This is a genomic window from Streptomyces sp. Z423-1 (assembly GCF_013009255.1).
Taxonomy (GTDB): domain Bacteria; phylum Actinomycetota; class Actinomycetes; order Streptomycetales; family Streptomycetaceae; genus Streptomyces; species Streptomyces gossypiisoli.
Genome location: NZ_CP053109.1, coordinates 2070503 through 2088213, shown reverse-complemented (window position 1 = coordinate 2088213; position 17711 = coordinate 2070503). Strand labels below are relative to the sequence as shown.

The window sequence follows — 17711 nt, the reverse complement described above, 5'->3', positions numbered from 1 at the left end:
GGGACCCCCGTGCACGGTTTGCGGTGGTCAACGGCGGCTGATGCTCCAGACACTGAGGACGGTGAGGATGCCGAGGCCGATGAGGGCGGCGGTGGCGCCGATGAGCTCTGCGGTCGCGGGCATGGGACCTCCGAAGAACGGGGCAGGACGGCCGTACGGGAAGGGTTTTGTCATATAGGCATGCGGATGGTGGTGTCGGCCGGATCCATGGCCTGACCTGCCGGGTATTTCACTCGGGGGGCAGATGCGAGGAGGCCGGTGGGCGACACCCTGTTCGAAGGCTTACGATCCTCTGTTGTGTCCAAACTGACCGACGTGCCCAAACGGATCCTGATCGGGCGCGCACTGCGCAGTGACCGGCTCGGAGAAACACTCCTGCCGAAGCGCATCGCACTCCCCGTCTTCGCCTCCGACCCGCTCTCCTCCGTGGCGTACGCGCCCGGCGAGGTGCTGCTGGTCCTGTCCATCGCGGGTGTGTCGGCCTACCACTTCAGCCCCTGGATCGCCGCCGCGGTCGTCGTGCTGATGTTCACGGTCGTCGCCTCCTACCGGCAGAACGTGCACGCCTACCCGAGCGGCGGCGGCGACTACGAGGTCGCGACCACCAACCTCGGCCCCAAGGCCGGCCTCACCGTCGCCAGCGCGCTGCTCGTCGACTACGTCCTGACCGTCGCCGTCTCCATCTCCTCCGGCATCGAGAACCTCGGCTCGGCGATCCCGTTCGTCGTCGAGCACAAGGTCGCCTGCGCGATGGCCGTGATCCTGCTGCTGACCCTGATGAACCTGCGCGGGGTCAAGGAGTCGGGCACGTTGTTCGCCATTCCGACGTACGTCTTCGTCACGGGCGTCTTCATCATGATCGCCTGGGGTTCCTTCCGCGGCCTGGTGCTGGACGACACCATGCGGGCGCCGACGGCGGGCTATGAGATCAAGCCCGAGCACGAGGGCCTGGCCGGCTTCGCCCTGCTGTTCCTGCTGCTGCGGGCCTTCTCCTCCGGCTGCGCCGCGCTCACCGGCGTCGAGGCGATCTCCAACGGTGTCCCCGCCTTTCGCAAGCCCAAGTCGCGGAACGCGGCGACCACGCTGGCGCTGATGGGCCTGCTGGCCGTCACCATGTTCTGCGGCATCATCGCCCTCGCCATGGCGTCCAACGTCCGGATGGCCGAGAACCCGGCCCACGACCTGCTCGTCAACGGCACCCCGGTCGGCTCCGACTATGTGCAGAACCCGGTGATCACGCAGGTCGCCGAGGCGGTCTTCGGCAAGGGCAGCTTCCTGTTCGTCATGCTGGCCGCGGCCACCGCGCTGGTGCTGTTCCTCGCCGCGAACACCGCGTACAACGGCTTCCCGGTGCTCGGCTCGATCCTCGCCCAGGACCGCTACCTCCCGCGCCAGCTGCACACGCGCGGCGACCGCCTCGCCTTCTCCAACGGCATCGTGCTGCTGGCCGGCGCCGCCGCGCTGCTGGTCTGGATCTACGGCGCCGACTCCACGCGCCTGATCCAGCTCTACATCGTCGGTGTGTTCGTCTCCTTCACGCTCAGCCAGACCGGCATGGTCCGGCACTGGAACCGGCATCTCGCCATGGAGACCGACCCCGCCAAGCGCCGCCACATGATCCGCTCCCGCGCGATCAACGCCTTCGGCGCCTTCTTCACCGCCCTGGTCCTGGTCGTCGTCCTGGTCACCAAGTTCAGCCACGGCGCCTGGGTCGCACTGCTCGGCATGGTGATCTTCTACGTGATGATGACCGCGATCCGCCGCCACTACGACCACGTGGCCAAGGAACTCTCCGCGCCCGACAGCCCGGGCGACGACAGCGTCCGTCCCTCGCGGGTCCACTCGGTGGTCCTGATCTCCAAGATCCACCGCCCGGCGCTGCGCGCCCTGGCCTACGCCAAGCTGCTGCGCTCGGACACCCTGGAGGCGCTCAGCGTCAACGTCGACCCGGCCGACACCAAGGTGCTGCGCGAGGAGTGGGAACGGCGCGGGATCGACGTACCGCTGAAGGTGCTGGACTCGCCGTACCGCGAGGTCACGCGGCCGGTCATCGAGTACGTGAAGGGGCTGCGGCGGGAGTCGCCGCGCGACGTGGTGTCCGTGATCATCCCGGAGTACGTGGTCGGGCACTGGTACGAGCATCTGCTGCACAACCAGAGCGCCTTGCGGCTCAAGGGGCGGCTGCTGTTCACGCCGGGCGTGATGGTGACGTCGGTGCCGTATCAGCTGGCATCGTCCGAGGCCGCGAAGAAGCGGGCCGGGAAACGGCAGGAGTGGAACGCGCCCGGGTCGGTGCGGCGCGGGCCGGCGCAGGAGCGGCCGCGGGAGCCGAGCGGCAAGGAGTGACCGGGGCCGGTGCCGGAGACTGCGGCTCGGTGCCCGGCATCGGCGTGCGGGGGAGCACGTAGACTGGTGGGCTGTTGTCCGGTCGTACCCACTCTCGTATCTGGAGCACCCCCGCCATGCAGGCAGAACCGAAGAAACCGCAGGTGGGGTCGCTCGTCGGGGAGGAGTACGAGGTCGAGGTCGGCCCCGTCGCCCATGGCGGGCACTGCATCGCGCGCACCGAGTCGGGGCAGGTGCTGTTCGTCCGGCACGCGCTGCCCGGTGAGCGGGTCGTCGCCCGGGTGACCGAGGGCGAGGAGGGCGCGCGTTTCCTGCGGGCGGACGCGGTCGAGGTGCTGTCGGCGTCCAAGGACCGCATCGAGGCGCCCTGCCCCTACGCCGGGCCCGGCCGGTGCGGCGGCTGCGACTGGCAGCACGCCAAGCCGGGGGCGCAGCGGCGACTGAAGGGCGAGGTGATCGCCGAGCAGTTGCGGCGGCTCGCGGGGCTCACGCCCGAGGAGGTGGGCTGGGACGGCACGGTGATGCCGGCCGAGGGCGACAAGCTGCCGGCGGGGCAGGTGCCGCAGTGGCGGACGCGCGTGCAGTACGCCGTGGACGGTGCGGGGCGTGCGGGTCTGCGCCGGCACCGCTCGCACGAGGTGGAGCCGGTCGACCACTGCATGATCGCGGCCGAGGGTGTCAGTGAGCTGGGCATCGAGAAGCGCGAGTGGCCCGGGATGGCGTCGATCGAGGCGATCGCTGCGACGGGGTCGCAGGACCGGCAGGTGATTCTGACGCCGCGGCCGGGGGCGCGGCTGCCGATCGTGGAGCTGGACCGGCCGGTGTCGGTGATGCGGGTCGGGGAGAAGGACGGCGGCGTCCACCGCGTCCACGGCCGCCCCTTCGTGCGCGAGCGCGCGGACGGCCGTACGTACCGGGTCGGCAGCGGCGGTTTCTGGCAGGTTCATCCGAAGGCCGCGGACACGCTGGTGACGGCGGTCATGCAGGGCCTGCTGCCGCGCAAGGGCGACATGGCGCTCGACCTGTACTGCGGCGTCGGCCTGTTCGCGGGCGCGCTCGCCGACCGGGTGGGGGAGAAGGGCGCGGTCCTCGGCATCGAGTCCGGCAAGCGGGCGGTGGAGGACGCGCGGCACAACCTCGCGGAGTTTCCACGGGTCCGGATCGAGCAGGGCAGGGTGGAGACGGTCCTGCCGCGCACGGGCATCACCGAGGTCGACCTCATCGTCCTGGATCCGCCACGGGCGGGGGCGGGGCGCAAGACGGTGGAGCATCTGGCGTCGTTGGGGGCTCGGCGGATCGCGTATGTGGCGTGTGATCCGGCGGCGTTGGCGCGGGACTTGGGGTACTTCCGGGATGGGGGGTATCGGGTGCGGATGCTGCGGGCGTTTGATCTGTTTCCGATGACCTCGCACGTGGAGTGCGTGGCGATTTTGGAGCCTGCGCAGAAGGGCTCCTGACCTGCTGCTTTGTGGGCGAGGTCGATTGATGACGAGTCGAGCACCTCGTCGATGCCGAGGCCGAGCGAGGCATCAGGGGTTGTGGAACGGGTCTCCTGCGCGCTCACCCGCGGCGTCGCAGAAGGCCCGCATGGCCGACGGCCTGAGCGCCGAGGGCTCGTCGGTCCGGCTACAGGGGCCTTGGCGCCGGGGCGACCCCCGACCCTGGCTTCCTGGCTGGACGCAGAGCGGGGAGACGTCGCGCTGGATGAGGGCATGGTCCGGCTGCTCCCATCCGCACCTCACGTCGGCGATATCCCTGTGGACTTCCTCCGTGCTCATTGCGCCAAAGGCGTGGGAGCTCTCCCGAAAAGGCCTCTCCGTCCTTCAATCCGGGATGGACGTCGACGGAGTGGAGCCAGGATCATCCTGGCTCCACTCCGTGGTGCGGGCGTGTTACTGGAACTGTGCGAAGAACCTCCAGATCTCTGCTTTGGTCCAGGTGGTGACGCCGCTTTCGCCGGAGGAGCCGTCGATCGGACCGGGTATGTGGCCTCCGTCGAACGCGGCCCACTGGACCGGGTATCCGGCACGGCAGCCCGAGTAGGTGGTGGTGATGTGCGTTCGGCTGCCCGGCGCGGGCTCGCGCGGGCTCTGGGGGGTGCAGCCGTTGTTGCCGACGAATTTGTCGCGCAGGGACCGTCCTTGCGCGATGTTGAGGACGGAGTCGCTGATGCCGTGGATTCCGAAGTAGGCGATGGGCTGGCTGCCACCGCTGCACCCGCTGATCTGAGCGCCGGAGATGACCGCGACGGCCCTGAAGACGTTCGCCCGGCTGCATGCGAGTGCGTAGCTCATACCGCCGCCCCAGCTGAATCCCGTGGCGAAACGCTGTGCCGGGTTGACACAGAGGCCGCCCTCGATGCGCCGGATCATGTCGTCGACGAAGGTGACGTCCTCACCGCCCGAATTGGCCCAGCCGTTGCCGAGGCCCTGGGGGGCGACGAGGATCGCGCTGTCGTTCGACTGTTCCTGTTGGCCGTAGTAGGACCAGGCGCTCCCGCTCGTGCCGCCCGAGGCGACGTCGCCCGCTGTTCCGCCCCGCCAGTGGAACGCGAAGATCAGCCGGTAGCGGTGGCTGTTGTCGTAGTTCGCGGGCACCCTGAGGATGAAGCTGCGGCTCTTGCCGCCGCTCTGAATCGTGTGCGTACCGCTCGTCAGAGTGGGTGCGCTGCCGCATCCGCCGCCGCCACCGGACGACAGCTTGATCATCTGCCATTGCTGGTTGGCGCCACCCCAGTCGGTGTACTGGACGACGTTGCCGCCGTCGGCGGTGGAGGCGCCCTGCACCTCCACCGCCTTGCCGCTGGTGCGGTTGATCAGCCGGACGTGGCCGGCGTCGGAGTCGGCCAGGCGGAACTGCTGGTTGGCCCCGTTGTGGTCGGCCCACTGCTGGATCGCGGCACCGTCGGCGGTCGAGGCGCCGGCCACGTCGAGCACCTTGTCCGAATGCCGGGCCTTGAGGCGGTAGAAGCCGCCGCCGGAGTCCACGAACTGCCACTGCTGGTTGGCTCCGTCGTGGCGCGTCCACTGGCTGACCCGCGCGCCGTCGGCGGTGGACGTGCCAGCGACGTCCAGCGCCTTGCCGCTGTTGCGATTGACCAGGACGTACCAGGCATTGGTGTCCACCGTCGCCGCCTCGGCGGGCGCCGGATTCACCGCGGCGAGCATGCCGATCGCGAGGGTCGCCGCCACCACGGCGGCGACCCGTGACCACCAGCGGTGTAATCGTGGAGGGGCGGGGGAAACCGCACCGTAGGTCTTCATCGATTCACCCTTTCGTTTGTGGCAGGTTCCCTCAGGTGCGGGTCCAGCGTTGGTTGCTGCCGTTCGAGCAGGAGTAGAGCTGGATCAGGGTGCCGTTGGCGGTGCCGCCCGCGACGGCGTCGAGGCAGAGGCCGGACTGGACGCCGACGATGGATCCGTCGGAGCCCAGGCGCCATTTCTGGTTGTCGCCGCCCCAGCAGCTGTAGATCTGGACTCTGGTGCCGTTGCCGGTGCCGGCGGCGTCCAGGCATTTGTTGCCGTAGACCCTGAGCTCGCCGGCGGCGGTGTACGTCCACTGCTGGTTGGTGCCGCTGTGGCAGTCCCACAGCTGGACCTGGGTGCCGTCGGTGGTGCTGGCGTTCGGCACGTCCAGGCAGCGGCCCGACCCGACGCCCTTGATCTGTCCGGAACCCGAAGGGGGCGTGGTGGAGCCGCCGTTGAGTGCGTTGAGGACGGCGGTGTAGGCGGGCTTCTTGCTGCCGTCGCCGTTGAACAGCAGCGGTGTGTGCTGCGGTCGCCAGGAGTCGGAGTCGCGCACACCCCAGACGGTGATGCCGACGCAGCGCGGGACGGCCAGGCAGTCGTTGGTCACGTTGGCGTAGGTCGAGGCCGGGGCGCCCTGGATGTCGAGTTCGGTGATGGCCACGTCGACGCCGAGGGCGGCGAAGTTCTGCAGGGTGGTGCGGAAGTTGCTGTGGTAGGGGCTGTCGTTGTTGAAGTGCGCCTGGAAACCGACACAGTCGATCGGCACGCCGCGCTGCTTGAAGTCCCGGACCATGGCGTACATGGCCTGGGTCTTGGCCCAGGTCCAGTTCTCGACGTTGTAGTCGTTGTAGCAGAGCTTGGCGGCGGGGTCGGCGGCGCGCGCGGTGCGGAAGGCGACCTCGATCCAGTCGTTGCCGGTGCGCTGCAGGTTCGAGTCGCGCCGGGCTCCCGAACTGCCGTCGGCAAAGGCCTCGTTCACGACGTCCCACTGGACGATCTTGCCCCTGTAGTGGCGCATCACGCCGTTGATGTGGTCGATCATCGCCTGGCGCAGTGCGCTGCCGCTGAGGGCCTGCATCCAACCGGGCTGCTGGGAGTGCCAGGCCAGGGTGTGACCGCGCACCTGCTTGCCGTTCTGCACCGCCCAGTTGTAGACGCGGTCACCGGCGGTGAAGTTGAACTGGCCCCGCTGCGGTTCGGTGGCGTCTATCTTCATCTCGTTCTCGGCCGTCACCGAGTTGAACTCACGGTTCGCGATCGTGGTGTACGCCGAGTCGCCCAGCCTGCCCGAGGCGATGGCGGTGCCGAAGTAGCGGCCGCTCTGCGCCGCCGCGGCGCCGAGCGTGCTCTCGGCTGCGTGTGCGGTCGGCGGCGCGACCAGTGCGGCGGCCGCACCGAGGGCGGCGACGACCAGCGCCAGCAGCAGGCCGCGGATCTTCCTGCGGATTGCGGGTCTGGGAAAGGCATATGAGCCCATGGCTGTGCCTCCAAGGTAGACATCACGGAAGGACTGAAGCGCGGGGGAATGCGTCGTCCGCTCCCACTCGGCAGGCGGCCGTCGGGTGAGGTACGGCGGGTGGCGGCGGTGTTTCGACACAGGCATGGGGGGCACTCCATCGCGGCTCAGCCGGGGGACCGCCACGCGGCGTCGCGTACCTCTCCAACTGCGCGAGGAGCCAGGATGCGCTGGTGCGAACCTCACCGGAACGTGACGGGGTGGCGTAGGTGCTTTGGTGCGCGGATCTGTCGTGCAGCTGTGCGTGGATCTGCCGTGCAGCACACATTGCTCAGGGCCGACGTGGCTCGATATCTCGAACTATGGCCGCTTCTCAGACAGGGAGATTGAGGTATTGACGATGGGTCGTCAATACTTCCCGCATAAAAAGTTTCCGGTGCTCGTTCGAAACTTTCGTAATCCGGCGAGCCGGACCGTGGGCGGCACGTGTTCGGGGCGGGAAGCCTCGGGGATCGCGGAGATGATCTCGCTGCGGCGCGGGACACGGCCAATCTATGGTGTGACGTGCGCCGTTTCGTACATAAGCTCAGCGAAATGTTTCGGCCTTCCTGGCGACGCTTGCGATAGGTATTGACGCCGTTCATCGGTTCCCTATGATTCAGGTTGCCCGACATCCCGACCCCTGTTCGATCAAGCGAACGCCGGGGTTGCTCCATCGCACAGCAGGGCATCTCCGGGGGGCATCCCCGAACGCCGAGCGCAAGGAGCCGCGTCTCGTGCATATGTCATGGCCTCGTCAATCCTTGCCGCGTCGCCGCACGCCTGCCCCCGGCGGAGGGGTCCCGCACCAGGGCGACCTGGCCAGGACGCGCAACGGCGCCTGGTACTACCTGGCATTCGTCGACACCTGCCCCGGCGGCCTGGTGCCGCGCCGGCCCCGGTCGCATGGACCTGCACGACCCCCGCAGATGGAAGTCTCCACCCCGGGCGCCCCTGCCCTTCGAAGGCGCCGGGCGCCACCGGTCTTTCGGGGTTCGCGAAGAACCGGGAAGTCACAAGCGGTCTGCCGTGGTGCTCGCAGGCCGCCGCACACCGCACTGCACCGACAGTCCGGACAACCTCTGACGAGGCCGACCGGAACCGCCTACTCAAGGTTGAGGAAGTCCCCATGCGCAGAGGAAGTTTCAGCCGCAGGCATCCGTCTGCGGTGCTCGCCGCCGCGGTTGCGGTCCTGGCCGCGTTGGCGGCGATGCTCGTCGCCACCCCGGCTCAGGCGGCCGCCAGCGGCGCCTTGCGCGGTGTTGGTTCGAACCGGTGTCTCGATGTGCCGGGCGCCAGCCAGACCGACGGCACGCATCTGCAGATCTGGGACTGCTGGAGCGGGGCCAACCAGCAGTGGACGTTGACGGACAGCAACCAGCTGACCGTGTACGGCAACAAGTGCCTGGACGTTCCGGGCCACGCCACCGCGCCCGGTACCCAGGTGCAGATCTGGACCTGTTCCGGCGGTGCGAACCAGCAGTGGCGGGTCAACTCCGACGGCACGGTCGTCGGCGTGGAGTCCGGGCTGTGCCTGGACGTCAGCGGCGGTGCTACGGCCAACGGCACGGCGGTGCAGCTTTGGAATTGCAACGGCGGCAACAACCAGAAGTGGACCGGCCTGTCCGCGCCGCCGGGCGGCACGTGTTCTCTTCCGTCGACGTACCGGTGGACATCGACGGGTGCGCTGGCGCAGCCGGCGAACGGGTGGGCCTCCCTGAAGGACTTCACCACGGTGACACACAACGGCAAGCACCTGGTCTACGCGTCGAACTTCTCGGGATCGTCGTACGGCTCGATGATGTTCAGTCCCTTCACGAACTGGTCGGACATGGCGTCGGCCGGCCAGACCGGCATGAACCAGGCCGCGGTGGCCCCCACCCTGTTCTACTTCGCACCCAAGAACATCTGGTTGCTGGCCTACCAGTGGGGTGCCTGGCCCTTCATCTACCGCACGTCGAGCGACCCCACCAACCCCAACGGCTGGTCCGCGCCGCAGCCGCTGTTCACCGGGAGCATCTCCGGCTCCGACACCGGCCCGATCGACCAGACACTGATCGCCGACGGTCAGAACATGTACCTGTTCTTCGCCGGTGACAACGGCAAGATCTACCGGGCGAGCATGCCGATCGGGAACTTCCCGGGCAACTTCGGCTCGTCGTACACGACGATCATGAGCGACACGAAGGCCAACCTCTTCGAGGGCGTACAGGTCTACAAGGTTCAGGGCCAGAACCAGTACCTCATGATCGTCGAGGCGATGGGCGCGAACGGGCGCTACTTCCGCTCCTTCACGGCCTCCAGCCTGAACGGCTCGTGGACCCCGCAGGCCGCCAGCGAGAGCAACCCCTTCGCGGGCAAGGCCAACAGCGGTGCCACCTGGACCAACGACATCAGCCACGGTGACCTGGTCCGCAACAATCCCGACCAGACCATGACCATCGACCCCTGCAACCTGCAGTTCCTCTACCAGGGCAAGTCCCCCACCGCGGGCGGCGACTACAACCGACTGCCGTGGCGGCCGGGTGTCCTCACCTTGCAGCGCTGACTTCCCGAATTCACGGTGACCGTGATGATGTGGCGCCGTCTGCAGGCGTGTGGGCGAGCGGTTCACGGCGTGGGCGATTCCACCCGCTGACCGACACTCACCGCCTCGAGGAACCCCAGCCGTGCGGCGGCCGGGGTTCCTCTCGCCTCCAGCGCCGTCGTCGCGGCCCAGCCCGTCTTCGGAGAGGCCGAGGCGTTCGGACCCCACTACGGCGTGTGCGCCACCGGACGCGCCAAGTCGGCCATTTCGCGCACCGTGGCGCTCCGGATCATCCACCGAGCCCTCGACGGACGGGGACGGCTACCTCTACATCGTCGACCGGAAGGAGGAGGTGATCATCCGCGGCGGCTACGACCTGTACCCGCGCGAGACCCAGGAGGCCTTGCACGAGCGCCCGGCCGCCGCCCTCGCTGCGGTGGTCGGCGTACGGCTCAAGGATGACTGTTGGTCGTTTGCGCTCGTTTGACGCTCTGGGCGCCAGGACGCGGGGCAAGAGCGCATCATGTACTGCGTGTCCTGTGGCTGGCGCGAGCCTGCTGACCTGCTGTGTTGGGTGACAGCGTGTGCGGTGTCGGGGCCTGTCCTGCCGATCTACTCGGCTCGGTGTGGGGTGATCCTGACGCTCGTTTGACGCTGCGCCACCGGGCCCACGGTCAGCATTCCGCTAGCGGCGACGGCGTGTTGCGGTGCGACGGCCCGTCGAGCTGCCCGAGGGGGACCACGACACGGTGGCCGACCAGGCGCTGCGCGAACTCGCCCGCGCCCTGCCCCTCGACGCCGCGACCCTGCTCTCGATCGACTTGCTGACCGGCGCCCACGTCCAGGTGGCGGGCATCGGCTACACCGCCGAGGCCTCCCGGACCCTGGCCGCCGAGTTCGTCACGACCCCGCGGTATCGGAGCGCTCTGCGGCGGGAGCTACCGCCGTTCATCTCCGGGACGCCGAGGATCCCGGATGAGCCCGGGCCCCCGTTCCGCCAGGGCTGGTTCCACGCCGAGCGGGTGCGCCCGGCAGGCTTCCGCGACGGCGTCACCGGAGCACTGCGGCATCGCGGCCGCGTCGTCGGCCTGATCCATCTGAGTACGGAGAGCGCCGACGCCTACGACACCGAGGCACGCCGGTTGCTCGCCTGCCTCATCCCGGCCCTGGCTGCGCTCGCCGACCCGGTGGCCGACGCCGGTAAGGGGCACGGCCTGCCGGAAGCAGGAGCAGCGAACCTCGTGACCGCCGACGCGGTGATCGACCTGCCCGCACGTGATCGCGTCCGGGTGCTGGAGGGGCCCGGGGGCCCGGCGGACGCGGTGCTGGTGCACGAGGTCCCGACCGAACGGCCGTACAAACTCAGCCCCCGGGAGCTGGAGGTGCTCACCCGGGTGCGATGGGACAGACCAACCAGGCCATCGCCCAGGCGCTGTTCCTGTTGCCGCGGGCCCGTGCACTGCCACATCGAGCACGTGCTCCACAAGACAGGCGCCGCCTCCCACACCGAGGCCACCGCCCTCTCCATATGGGACGGCCTGCTCCGCCCCGCCTTGACCATCTGGCGTTCTTCGTCGCACGGTCGAACGGTGATCCGCCGGAGCCCTCGCCCACCGGCAGTCGACCGCACCGGCGGCGTACCGCCGCAGTCCTGCGTACCGCACCACCGCGAGCCCGATGCCGCCGTCGTCGCAGGACTCGATTCTCAGTCACCGACCTGGTGTGCTGCCTCGCAGGACGACGTTCGTGGAGACCGGCACGATCCGCGAGGCGTCGTCGTCGGAGAGCGCGAGTTGCATCGCGCGGACCCCCACCTGCCGCAGAGGTACGGTCACGGAGGTCAGCGCCGGGACGACGTCCACTGCCGGGCCGATGTCGTCGAAGCCGGCGACTGCGACGTCCTGGCCAGGGACCAGCCCGGCGTCGCGGAAGGCGGTCATCACACCGATGGCCATGACGTCGTTGACGGCGAAGACGAGTTCGGTACCGTCGAGGCCCCGCTGGACGAGCTCGCGGGCGGCCGCGCGACCGCCCCTGCGGCTGAACTCGGCTTCGACCACGAACCGCTCGTCGATGTCGATGCCGAACTCGCCAAGGCCCTCCACGAAGCCCTTGCATCGGTCACGGGACGTCCTGAGTCCGGCGCCTGCGCGCACCATCGCGAACCGCCGGTAGCCGAGGCCCACCAGAGCGCGGGCGAGCTGCCGCGCTCCACCGTAGTTGTCGATGCTGACGGTGCGGAACGGCAGGTCGTGCTGGCTGATGAGAACCACGCTGCCGCCCGCCTCCTGGTAGGCGTGGAGCTCCTCCACGAGAGCGTGGCGGGTGTCGGTGCCGTCGATGCGGCTGCCGGTCAGGATGATGGCGCGGGGCCGCATGCCGCGCAGTGTCCTGAGGATCTGGAGTTCCCGCTCGGGGGAGCGGTCCGCGACCGCCATGGTCACGATGAGTCCGGCTGCCTCCGCCGCCTGCGTCACCCCGCCCGCGATCGAGGCGAAGTACGGGTCGTCGACGCCGCTGACGACCAGCGCGACGGTGTTCGTCGAACCCCGCGCGATCGCCTGGGCGGACAGATGCGGCGCGTAGTTCAGTTCAGCGGCCGCGGCGAGCACACGGTCGACGTTCTCCTGCCGGACGTTGCGGATGCTGCCGTTGAGCACGCGCGACGCGGTCGCCTGCGAGACGCCCGCCGTCCGCGCCACATCGTGAAGGGTCGCCTGGCGCTCCCCGGAGGCGGCCTTCCCGCGCCGCCGCGGAGGCGCCGCCGACCCGTCTTCCATGCCGCACATTGTGCACCGAGCCGCACGGTGCCTGGGAAGGGGTGCGGTGATTACGGAAGGTCACGGCATGGGCAGACCTCCAACCCGCGCGGAATGCGTTTTCCCACCCTCGCGGCCGAGCGCGGCCGAGCGCGGTCGCCGTGGCCGATGCGGCCGACTGTCGGCACGGCGCCGTCGGGGCCCGCGACGAGTCGCCTGGCAGTCCCATGACCAGGGCCGACGCGGTCGTGTTCCGGTTGAGCGATCGCTTCCAGTCGCCTGCGGGCCGTGGGCCGTGGGCCGGATGCCGCTCGCGTGGTCGGTACCGTCGCGCGTCGGACGCGACAGCTGCCGGAACAACGCCGACAGGTCGCTCCGCGAGGGCGCGCCGGACGGGGCGCCCTCGGGCACACCGGGGAGGCCTGCGCCACTGGAATCGGTCGCCATGACCGTGCCTGTGCCAGGCCGGACCGTTGTCCGCATCCCCGCCGGTGACCGGCCACGGATATTCTCGGGTGGCGTAGGAGGATCGTTTTCGTGGTGCGGGAGGGAATGGCGCGATGCCCCATCCAGCCAGATCGACCGTCACCCTGCGCGACGTGGCGGCCGCCGCCGGAGTGTCGGTCACGACCGCATCGAGAGTCCTGGGCGGCAGTTCCCGGACGGTCGCGCCCGAATACCACGAGCGGGTCCTCACCGCCGCGGCCGCGCTGCGCTACACCGCGGACGCCTCGGCCCGGGCGATGCGGCGTGCGAACGACTCGATCGCAGTGGTCGCCGACGACCTCACGACCCCGTCGATGGCGATGGCCGCCGCGGCGATGGAACGGCAGGCGCGTGACGCCGGGGCGTTCGTGACCGTCTCGTCGACCCACGGCACCGCCGAGCGCCAGCTCGAAACCGTCCGGCTGCAGCGCGCGCTCCGGCCACGGGCGCTCATCCTGACCTCCAGCCGCCTCGACGCGAACGCCCTGGACGGGCGCCTGCTCGACGAGTTGCTCGGCTACGAACGCGAGGGCGGCCGGGTGGTGATCGTCGGCGACACCGACATGCCGTTCGACTCGATCAGCTTCGACAACCACGGCTCCGCGAAGGAACTCGCCGCCCATGTCGCCGAGTCGGGGCACCGGCATGTGACGATCCTGGCCGGCGTCCGCGGTCGGGGGAACGTCTCCGCCCGCACCGCGGGCTTTGTGGCCGGGCTCCGGGAGGGCGGGGTCGAGACGCGGAACATCCGGATCTCGCATGGTGCGGTGAGCCGCCAAGGGGGGTTCGACGCGGCGCGACGGATGGTCGCCAGGGGGCTTGAGCCGCCCCACGCGGTCCTCGCCGCCAACGACGCCATCGCCATCGGTGCGATGTCCGCCCTCCGGGCCGCCGGCGTGTCGGTGCCGGCGGACGTCTCGGTGACCGGCTTCGACGACATCGAACTCGCGACCGACGTGACACCACGGCTGACGACCGTGTCGTTGCCACTGGCGCAGGCAGGCGCCGAGGCGGCCCGCCTCGCCCTCGCGCCTCGTGGGGAAGCCACGCACCTGATGATGCGGGGGCAGGTCGTGGTGCGCGACAGCACGGCGGTTCACGCCGGCTGACCTGCCCCTGCGGTGTGTGGTGCGCGGCGCCAAGTCGCCGGGCGCCGTCCGAAGTGTGGCCCCGTCCTCCCGCATCACGAGGGCACGGCGGGGAAATGACCGTCGCGCAGCTCCTCGCGCGTGCGTGCAGAGGAGGGTGCGGTGAGCAACTCGGTTCGGTGCCGAAGGGCCCCGCCGACCTGCTGTTCGTCTCCCGCCGGGCCCTCTCGCATCGTCGGCAAGTTCATTTTTGTTTGAAACCTTGACGCGTTCGATCACCGCTGGGCACACTGCGCGGAATACGTTTTCCCAGCGCGGCCTGAGGAGCAGGCATGAGGACTCTCAGCGAACCGCAGCGCCTGCGCGGCAGCGCCGACGACGTGCCGCCTGGGGGGTGCGCCGGCAAGGCCGCCTTCGGCCCCCCGCTGCCCCGGTGCGCGGGGCGGCACACCGCGCCCTTGATGCCGACGCCGAGACCAGCCCCCGATGAGGCAGGTCCGGCCGGATCCGTACCCACGATGTCGCGCACCGTTCGGTGCGCCCACCCCATGGACTCGAACCACCCACGCCTTGAGCCGTTACCCGATGTCTCGGCCGAAGGCGTCACGACAGGAGCCGGTACCGCACGACCACCGACGACAAGAAGAGGACAATGACCGCCAACCGAAGACTTGTGTCAAGGGCGATGGCCGCCGCACTGTGCGCGCTGGCCGTCGTGTTCGCATCGATCGCACTCCTCCCCGCGCAGTCGGCCCACGCCGCGGGCACCACGTACTACGTGAGCGCGGCCGGGAACGACAGCAACGCCGGAACCAGCAGCAGTGCGCCGTGGCGCTCGCTGAGCAAGGTGAACTCGAGGACGTTCCAGCCCGGCGACACCATTCGCTTCAGGTCCGGTGACAGCTGGGTCGGGCAGCTGTGGCCGAAGGGGTCCGGCGTCGACGGCGACCCGATCGCCATCGACCGCTACGGAGACGGCGCCAAGCCGAAGATCGCGGGTCAGGGCACCGTCGGCGACGCCGTGCGGCTGTACAACCAGCAGTACTGGGAGATCCGCAACCTCGACGTCTCCAACACGGCGCCCGCGACGGCGACACCCGGCGAGAACCTCGGCGACTTCCGCGGCATCGGCGTGCACGGCGACAACGGCCAGACCCTGCACCACTTCGTGATCGACTCGGTCGACGTGCACGACGTCACCGGCGAGGTCAAGTGGATCGGCGGCAACACCGCCAACAACAAGCCGGGCATTACCTTCAACACCGGCTGGGACCGCTCGAAGAACACCGGCGGCATCGCCTTCCTCACCACAGTCCAGGACATCACCGCACCCGGCGCCCCCACCGTGCTCGACGACATCACGGTGGAGAACTCCACCATCAAGAACACCTCGTTCGCGGGAATCGTGACGAAGCAGTACGCCGGTGACGCGCCCGGTGCCGTCTTCACGGGCTGGGGCAAGCGCGCCACGGCCACGGACTCCCGCTTCACCCCGCACACCGACGTCACGATCCGCGGCAACTACATCACGCAGGCGAACACCGACTTCGGCGGCAACGGCATCTATGTCACCGGCACCCGAGGCGCACTCGTCGAGGGCAACGTGATCGACCGGGTCGGCGTCTCCGGCGTCGAGACCAACATGGCCGACACCGTCACCGTCCAGCACAACGAGATCATGGGCACCCACCACATGGGCGGCAGTGCCGACGCCAACGGCCTGGACCCCGACATCGGCACCACCAACCAGCTGTTCCAGTACAACTACCTGCACGACAACGGCGACGGCATCCTGCTCTGCGCCTGCAACTCCTCGGTCAGGTTCGGCAGCGCGGTGGTCCGCTACAACGTCGTGACCGGCAGCGAGCGGTGGAACCTGCACATGTCGCAGACGACGGGCTCGGTGGCGGAGGTCTACAACAACACCTTCGTCAACACCAATTCCTCGACCATGGTGAGCGGCGGTGTCTCCGGCAGGGTCACGTTGACCAACAACCTGTTCGTCACCGGGAACTCCAACCCCGAGTTCAACAAGCAGACGACCGTCATCTACAACAACAACGGGTACTCGTCCGACTGGGCGAGCCGGCCCACGACCGACACGAAGGCCGTGATCGGCAGTCCGATGTTCGTGAACCCCGCCGTCACGGGGCCCTACGGCGACGAGAACGGCACGAGACTCGGCACGGCGGCGAACTTCGCGCTCCAGGCCGGATCGCCGTTCGTCGACGCGGGTGCCACCATCACCGGCAACGGCGGCCTCGACTACGCCGGGGCCACTGTGCCGGTGGGCAGCGCTCCGGAGATCGGCGCCCTCGAACGCGGCGCGCCGGGCATCGCGTTCACGGACACGTTCGACGGCCTGGCGACCGGCGCGCTCGCCAACGGCACGAACGGATGGCGGGTCATCTCGACCAACAACGCGGTCGACGTGGTGGACACGCCGTCCGCCACCGACAAGAGCGTCCGGCTGACCCGCACCATCGAAGGCGGCGGCACCGACGGGACCAACCTCGCCCGGCTCTTCTCCACCCCGCTGCAGGGCGTGGTGACCATCGACGCGCAGGTGATGCGCAACGACACGCAAGCCGGCTGGTTCGGGCTGCCGTACGTGTACAACTCCAGCGGCGCCCAGGCCGTCAGCGTCGCGTTCGCTCGCGGTCAGATCCACGCCTACGAGGGCACCACGGACCGTGTGATCGGTACGTACACCTCTGGCAAGTGGTATCGGATCACGCTCTCGGTGGACACGGTGAACCAGCGCTTCGACCTGGACATCGACGGCCGGCGGGTGCTGAACGATGCCGCGTTCCGTACCTCGATGCCGGGGATCGCGAAGGTCGCGTGGTACGCGAACGGGGGCGAGCGCGGGTCGGTGCACGTCGACGACGTCCGCATCTCGCGCGGTACCGGATTCCGTCAGTGACGGTTACGCCCAGGAGTCTTGGTCCGCGGACATCCTGAAAGAGAAGCAGCTCTGCCGGGCCATTTCGGTCCGGCAGAGCTGCATTGCCGTTGCATTGCCGTCTTGCTCAACGCGGTGACATCTGTTCCAGCCGGGCACTGACCACGGGTACATAGAATGTGGTGATGCCCGCCATATTGGGGTGCGTTCCCGATCCGTTTGTCCCAGGGAAACCGTTGACCAGGTCGTCGAATGTGTATTCCGCCCGCTGGGCGTCATCACGTGTGTCGAAAGTGGTCTCCCCGAAAACGTCGGCAATGGCGACATCCCACTGGTGACAGGCCCGCAAGGTCACCTCGCGCAGTGCCACCTGAGTGTTCCAGTCCCGCGAACCGAGTTTGTGGGCGGCGACGTACACAATGCGGGCGGTCGGCCATTTCCGCTTCATCGTTTCCAGCGTCCTCTCCAGCTCTCCGGCGTAGGTGCCCACGTCGTAGCGTCGGTCCCGGAAGATCGACTGGGCGTCGTTGGTGCCGCCGTCGAAGAGGACGAAGTCCGGTGCGACGGCGGTCGCCTCTTCGACCTGCGCACGTATCTGCCCGCCGGAAGCATGGGGGTCGGCGCCGATGGTCGCGCCGTTCCGGGCGAACTTGGTGAGGGTCATGCCGTGTTGGTCAGTGACGATGTCCACAAAACTGCGCGGATACACGTGTCCGTACACAATACTGTCACCGAAGGCGTAGACACTCCTGCCCGCCAATCCGTTGTCCACATCGGTCTCCTTGCAACTCCGCTATGTCAGGCCTGAATTTAAGCAGGACATTGACTGCTTGCGCCAGGACGGCTTAAATTGCATA

General features: G+C 68.9%; 10 protein-coding genes and 1 pseudogene. 7 read left to right on the top strand and 4 right to left on the bottom strand.

Going from position 1 to position 17711, the window contains the following annotated elements; all coding sequences use genetic code 11:
* Positions 1-297 precede the first annotated feature (297 nt).
* Both HJD23_RS09525 and HJD23_RS09520 read left to right on the top strand, forming a co-directional pair.
* Positions 298-2346, top strand: coding sequence for an APC family permease (locus HJD23_RS09525; protein ID WP_171108574.1), 2049 nt, complete (start codon positions 298-300; stop codon positions 2344-2346).
* A gap of 116 nt (positions 2347-2462) precedes the next feature.
* Complete coding sequence (locus tag HJD23_RS09520) at positions 2463-3803, top strand: TRAM domain-containing protein (protein WP_171108576.1); 1341 nt, start codon at positions 2463-2465, stop codon at positions 3801-3803.
* 435 nt (positions 3804-4238) lie between these two features.
* Here HJD23_RS09520 and HJD23_RS09515 read toward each other — a convergent pair whose 3' ends face one another.
* Both HJD23_RS09515 and HJD23_RS09510 read right to left on the bottom strand, forming a co-directional pair.
* Positions 4239-5540, bottom strand: coding sequence for an RICIN domain-containing protein (locus tag HJD23_RS09515; protein WP_171111430.1), 1302 nt, complete (start codon positions 5538-5540; stop codon positions 4239-4241).
* Between the two features lie 100 nt (positions 5541-5640).
* Positions 5641-7071, bottom strand: coding sequence for an endo-1,4-beta-xylanase (locus HJD23_RS09510; RefSeq protein ID WP_171108578.1), 1431 nt, complete (start codon positions 7069-7071; stop codon positions 5641-5643).
* A gap of 1147 nt (positions 7072-8218) precedes the next feature.
* Between HJD23_RS09510 and HJD23_RS09505 the strand changes: the two genes are divergently transcribed.
* The 3 genes and pseudogenes from HJD23_RS09505 to HJD23_RS44970 all read left to right on the top strand — a co-directional run.
* A complete protein-coding gene (locus HJD23_RS09505; RefSeq protein WP_171108581.1) occupies positions 8219-9637 on the top strand; it encodes a non-reducing end alpha-L-arabinofuranosidase family hydrolase in 1419 nt (472 codons plus the stop codon).
* Between the two features lie 331 nt (positions 9638-9968).
* Complete coding sequence (locus tag HJD23_RS44705) at positions 9969-10103, top strand: hypothetical protein (protein ID WP_269475865.1); 135 nt, start codon at positions 9969-9971, stop codon at positions 10101-10103.
* Positions 10104-10323: 220 nt separating this feature from the next.
* A pseudogene (locus HJD23_RS44970) lies at positions 10324-10713 on the top strand (DNA-binding response regulator); the annotation flags it as partial.
* Between the two features lie 612 nt (positions 10714-11325).
* On the opposite strand, the gene HJD23_RS09500 reads toward HJD23_RS44970, so the two are convergent.
* A complete protein-coding gene (locus tag HJD23_RS09500) occupies positions 11326-12396 on the bottom strand; it encodes a LacI family DNA-binding transcriptional regulator (protein WP_171108583.1) in 1071 nt (356 codons plus the stop codon).
* A 539-nt stretch (positions 12397-12935) separates the two neighbouring features.
* Here HJD23_RS09500 and HJD23_RS09495 point away from each other — a divergent pair.
* Both HJD23_RS09495 and HJD23_RS09490 read left to right on the top strand, forming a co-directional pair.
* Positions 12936-13970, top strand: a complete 1035-nt coding sequence (locus tag HJD23_RS09495) for a LacI family DNA-binding transcriptional regulator (RefSeq protein WP_171108585.1) — start codon at positions 12936-12938, stop codon at positions 13968-13970.
* Between the two features lie 631 nt (positions 13971-14601).
* Positions 14602-16875, top strand: a complete 2274-nt coding sequence (locus HJD23_RS09490) for a right-handed parallel beta-helix repeat-containing protein (protein WP_197973918.1) — start codon at positions 14602-14604, stop codon at positions 16873-16875.
* Positions 16876-16981: 106 nt separating this feature from the next.
* Here HJD23_RS09490 and HJD23_RS09485 read toward each other — a convergent pair whose 3' ends face one another.
* Positions 16982-17626, bottom strand: coding sequence for an SGNH/GDSL hydrolase family protein (locus HJD23_RS09485; protein ID WP_171108587.1), 645 nt, complete (start codon positions 17624-17626; stop codon positions 16982-16984).
* Between the last annotated feature and the right edge of the window lie 85 nt (positions 17627-17711).

What these genes read in the sequence shown, in the direction of transcription:
- HJD23_RS09520 (WP_171108576.1), top strand. Translation starts at nt 2,463, where the DNA reads ATGCAGGCAGAACCGAAGAAACCGCAGGTGGGGTCGCTCGTCGGGGAG.
- HJD23_RS09510 (WP_171108578.1), bottom strand. Translation starts at nt 7,071, where the DNA reads ATGGGCTCATATGCCTTTCCCAGACCCGCAATCCGCAGGAAGATCCGC.
- HJD23_RS09505 (WP_171108581.1), top strand. Translation starts at nt 8,219, where the DNA reads ATGCGCAGAGGAAGTTTCAGCCGCAGGCATCCGTCTGCGGTGCTCGCC.
- HJD23_RS09500 (WP_171108583.1), bottom strand. Translation starts at nt 12,396, where the DNA reads ATGGAAGACGGGTCGGCGGCGCCTCCGCGGCGGCGCGGGAAGGCCGCC.
- HJD23_RS09495 (WP_171108585.1), top strand. Translation starts at nt 12,936, where the DNA reads ATGCCCCATCCAGCCAGATCGACCGTCACCCTGCGCGACGTGGCGGCC.
- HJD23_RS09490 (WP_197973918.1), top strand. Translation starts at nt 14,602, where the DNA reads ATGACCGCCAACCGAAGACTTGTGTCAAGGGCGATGGCCGCCGCACTG.